The organism is Arenimonas sp. (assembly GCF_035721105.1).
Classification (GTDB): domain Bacteria; phylum Pseudomonadota; class Gammaproteobacteria; order Xanthomonadales; family Xanthomonadaceae; genus Arenimonas.
The window spans coordinates 1-4,312 of the sequence record NZ_DASTNG010000065.1 but is presented as its reverse complement, the minus strand read 5'-3'; the positions used below and the strand labels follow the sequence as shown (position 1 = coordinate 4,312).

General features: G+C 71.8%; 2 protein-coding genes. Both read right to left on the bottom strand.

Going from position 1 to position 4,312, the window contains the following annotated elements; all coding sequences use genetic code 11:
• Window positions 1-2,147: ATP-binding protein (locus VFQ84_RS10785; protein ID WP_325131635.1), on the bottom strand; the 2,147-nt coding region annotated here is incomplete at its 3' end.
• Window positions 2,144-4,312, bottom strand: a 2,169-nt coding sequence (locus tag VFQ84_RS10780) for an EAL domain-containing protein (protein WP_325131634.1), incomplete at its 5' end; no start/stop codon positions are given. The genes VFQ84_RS10780 and VFQ84_RS10785, both read right to left, overlap by 4 nt.

The following is a 4,312-nucleotide window of genomic DNA, read 5'->3' as shown; positions in this document are numbered from 1 at the left end:
GGGGCGGGCGCGGCCGGTGCGGTCGGGCGGCTCGGCGCAGCCGGGATCGCCGGGCGGGCCGGCGCGGCGGTCGGTTCGGAGGCCGGCATGGCCGGGCGCGACGGCACCGCTGGCGCCGGGCGCACGGGCGCCGCCAGGCCGTCGTCCAGCGCGGTGCGGGGCGCCACCGGGGCCGGCGCCACGGCCGGCCGCGTCGCCCCGGGGGCCGGACCGGCCGCGTCCGCCTCGGGGGCCAGCGGGCGGTTCTGCAGCCAGCGCGCGATGGTCGCCTCCAGCAGGCGGCGGTCGACCGGCTTGGACAGGTAGTCGTCCATGCCGGCGTCCAGGCACTTCTGGCGGTCGCCGGCCATGGCGTTGGCGGTCATGGCGATGATCGGCAGCCGCGGCAGGCCCTGGGCAAGCTCGTGCTGGCGCCACTCGCGCGAGGCGGTGTAGCCGTCCTTCACCGGCATCTGGCAGTCCATCAGCACCACGTCCAGGTTGCCCTGGACCATGCGCTCGAGCGCCTTCTCGCCGTTGTCGGCGGTCTCGCACTGCAGGCCCAGCAGGCCGACGAGGCGCTGGGCCACCATCAGGTTCACCGGGTTGTCCTCGACCAGCAGCACGCGACCGCGCAGGCGGCCGGAGGGGCGCGCGGCGTCCTCCGGTACATCGGCCACCAGCACGCGTTCGGGAAGCGACATCTCCGTGTCCTCGGGTTTGGCAGCGGCCTGCGACTGCAGGAAGGTGCTCAGGGCGCTGCGCAGTTCATTGCCGCCGATGCTGCGCGAGAGCATCAGCGAGTGCGGACCCTGGGCCAGCTCGCCGGCCACCGGCTCCTCGCCCTGCAGGTAGGCCACCCGCAGGTCCTCGAGCTCGGCCGTGCGGCGCAGGTTGCGGTGCAGGGCGATGGCGGTGCTGCGCACCGAGTTCAGGTCGACCAGCAGCAGGTCGAAGCTCCAGCTGGCGCCGCGGCTGAGCGCCGAGCGCAGGCGGGTCAGCGCGTCCTGGGTGGTTTCGACCTGGGTCAGCTGCACGCCCCAGTTGGGCGCGGCCTGGCCCATGCGCTGGCGCAGGCCGGCGTCGGTGCTCAGCAGCAGCACCCGGGCGCCATTGAGGTCGCTGCGCTGGCCCTGGATGTCGCCGGCGGCCTTGGTCAGCGGCACTTCGAACCAGAAGGTGGAGCCGCGGCCCGGCTCGGAATCGACGCCGATGCCGCCGCCCATCAGGTCGACGATGCGCTTGCAGATCACCAGGCCCAGGCCGGTGCCGCCGTACAGGCGCGTGGTGGAGGCGTCGGCCTGGCTGAAGGCGCGGAACAGGCGCGCGTCCTTGGCGATGCCGATGCCGGTGTCGGTGACCTCGAAGCGCAGCTCGTGCTGGGTGCGGCTTTCGCCGCGGCGGGTCACGGCCAGGGTGACCGAGCCGCGCTCGGTGAACTTCACCGCATTGCTCAGCAGGTTGGTCAGCACCTGGCGCAGGCGCACCGGGTCGCCGCGCACGGCCAGCCGCACGGCCGGGTCGACCTGCAGGTTCAGGCGCAGGCCCTTGCTCTCGGCCGGCTTCTCCATGAGGCGGATCACCGAGTCGAGCAGTTCGCGCAGGTTGAAGCTGGTGGTCTCGAGCTGGACCTTGTTGGCCTCGAGCTTGGAGTAGTCGAGGATGTCGTCGACGATCCGCTGCATCTGCCGCGCCGAGGTGTAGGCGGTGCGCACGATGTCCTGCTGGTCGGGCTGCAGGCGCGAGCTCAGCAGCAGGTCGAGCATGGGGATGATGCCGTTGAGCGGGGTGCGGATCTCGTGGCTCATGGTGGCCAGGAATTCGCCCTTGGCCATCATCGCGGCCTCGGCGGCCTGCTTGGCTTCGGTCAGCTCGCGCTCGAGCCGGCGGTGCAGGGCCAGCTCTTCCTGCAGGGCGTTGACCTCGCGGTCCTGCTCGCCGCTCTGCTGCGCCACCGCCGCCAGGGCGCGGTTGCGCAGGTGGAAGGCGCGCCACAGCCCGGCGATGCCGGCCACCGCCAGCAGCGAGGCGATCATCGCCACCACCTGCCACAGCCAGTTGTCGCTGAAGTAGCTGATCGACACCGCGATCGCCGCGCCGGCCGCGCCGGCCAGCGCCAGCCAGCGGACGATCAGGGCATCGTTGGGCTTGAACGGCAGCGGGTTCACAGCACCGCCTGCTGGAAGTCGAAGTCCATGTCGCGATCCGCCTGCTGGACCAGGTTGCCCTGGATGAAGTCGATGCCGCTCATCCACAGCGTGGCGGCCGACTGCGCGTCCTCGACGCCGTGGCCGATCACTTCCAGGCCGCGGCGGTGCGAGCGTTCGATCAGCACCTTGAGCTCGTCGCGCAGGTTCGACGACAGGCTGTTGGTGGTGTACTTGCGCGCCAGCTTGACGAAGCTGAGCGGCAGCTGGTCGATCAGGCCCTCGGCGTGCTGGCCGGCCTCGAACTGGCTCAGGCAGAACTGCACGCCGTCGTCGATCAGCGCATCGCAGAACGCGCGCACGGTGCCGGCATGCACCGCCGCGTCCTCGAGCCGCAGCTCGATCACCAGCGAATTGCCGGGCACGTCGTGGGCGGTGAGCTCGGACTTGAGCCAGGTGGCCTGGGCCGGGTCGGCCAGGGTCAGCGCCGACTGGGTGACGAACAGGCGCAGCGGCCGGCCTTCGGCGCGGCGGTCGCGCACCAGCTTCAGCGAGGCCTGCAGCACCCAGCGGTCGATGTCGCCGATGAAGTCGCCGCGCTCGGCAAGCGGGATCACTTCGGCCGCCGGCAGCAGCTTGCCGTCGGTGCCGCGCAGGCGCAGCAGCACCTGGTACTGCGAATCGTCGCTGCCGGCCACGGCCACGACCGGCTGGTAGATCAGCTCGAGGCTGTTGAGCGCGATGGCCTCGCGGATCTGCTTGACCAGCGCGGCCTCGCGCACCGCTTCGCTGGGCTTCACCGGCTCGTAGCGCTTGATGCCCTTCTCGTGCGTGCGGGCCTCGCGCGCCATGCGCTCGACCGCGTTGAGCATGTCGCTGGCCTCGCCGAACGGGTGCTTCATCGAGCACACGCCGACCGACACGCGCAGGCGCAGCGGATGCCCCTGCACGTTGAACGGATGCTGCACCAGCGCGGCCCGCAGCTTGGTGGCCAGCGCCTCCAGCCCGGCCTCGTCGCGCTCGCGGTCGAGCACCAGGAAGCTGCCGTCGCCGAAGCGCGCCACCGGCGTGGGTTCGGCGCTTTCACCCAGCATGCGGCCGACCACGTGCAGCAGCTGCTCGAGCGTGCTCAGGCCCAGGCGGTCGCGCAGCAGGTTCACGCTTTCGATTTCCAGGAACAACACGCCGCCGGCGCTGCGCGCGCTGGCGTCGGCCAGCAGGTAGTCCAGGTTCTCCAGCAGCTCGCCGCGGTGGAACAGGTGGGTGTCGTTGTTCTTGCCGCCCCGGCGCTGGCGCTTGGTTTCCATCGCGCGGTGGCGGGTGACGCGGTTCTTCACCGCGGCGATCAGGTGGCGCGGGCGCACCGGCTTGGAGATGAAGTCGTCGCCGCCGGCCTCGAGCGCGTCGAACTTGCGGTCCTGGTCGGTTTCGCCCGACAGGAACACGATGGGCGTGTGCAGGAACGGGTCCTGGTCGCGGATCAGCACGGTCAGCTCGATGCCGTTGGCGTGCGGCATGTGCAGGTCCATCAGGATCAGGTCGGGCTGGAACTGGTGCAGCGCCTGCAGCACGTCCAGCGGGTCGAGCACGACCATGGTCTCCATGCCGGCGTTGCGCAGGATGCCTTCGGCGAACAGGGCCTGGTTGCGGTCGTCCTCGACCACCAGGACCCGGAACGGGGCGTCGCTGCCGGGGTTGAGCAGCAGCGCCAGCCGGCGCAGCACGTCGGAGGCGCCGTTGGGTTCGACCACCAGCGAATCGACGCCGGCGCGCTTGGCGGTCAGGCGCAGGTTGATGTCGTCGGCCTGCGACAGCGCCACCAGCAGCAGCGGCTGCTGGCTGCGCTCGCGGGCCTCGCGCACGGTGGCGCCGATGGCCTCGAGCTGGTCGCTGAAGGCGGCGTCGACCAGGGCGATGTTGGCGGGCAGGGCGCCGAGCAGTTCGTGCAGCTCGTCGGCCGATTCCAGCAGCTCCACTTCGTAGCCCAGGGCTTCCATGCGCTGGTCGAGTTCCAGCGACAGCGGATCGTGGCTGGTGAGGTGGTAGACGCGCACGCCGGTGACCGGCTCGGGTTCGGCGGCGGCCAGCGCGGGTTTGGACGAGGGCGGCAGCGGCGGGCGCGGTGCCGGCGGGGCGGCCGGTGGCGGGGTGGCGGCGCGGACCGGAGCGACCGGGGCGGCCGGGGC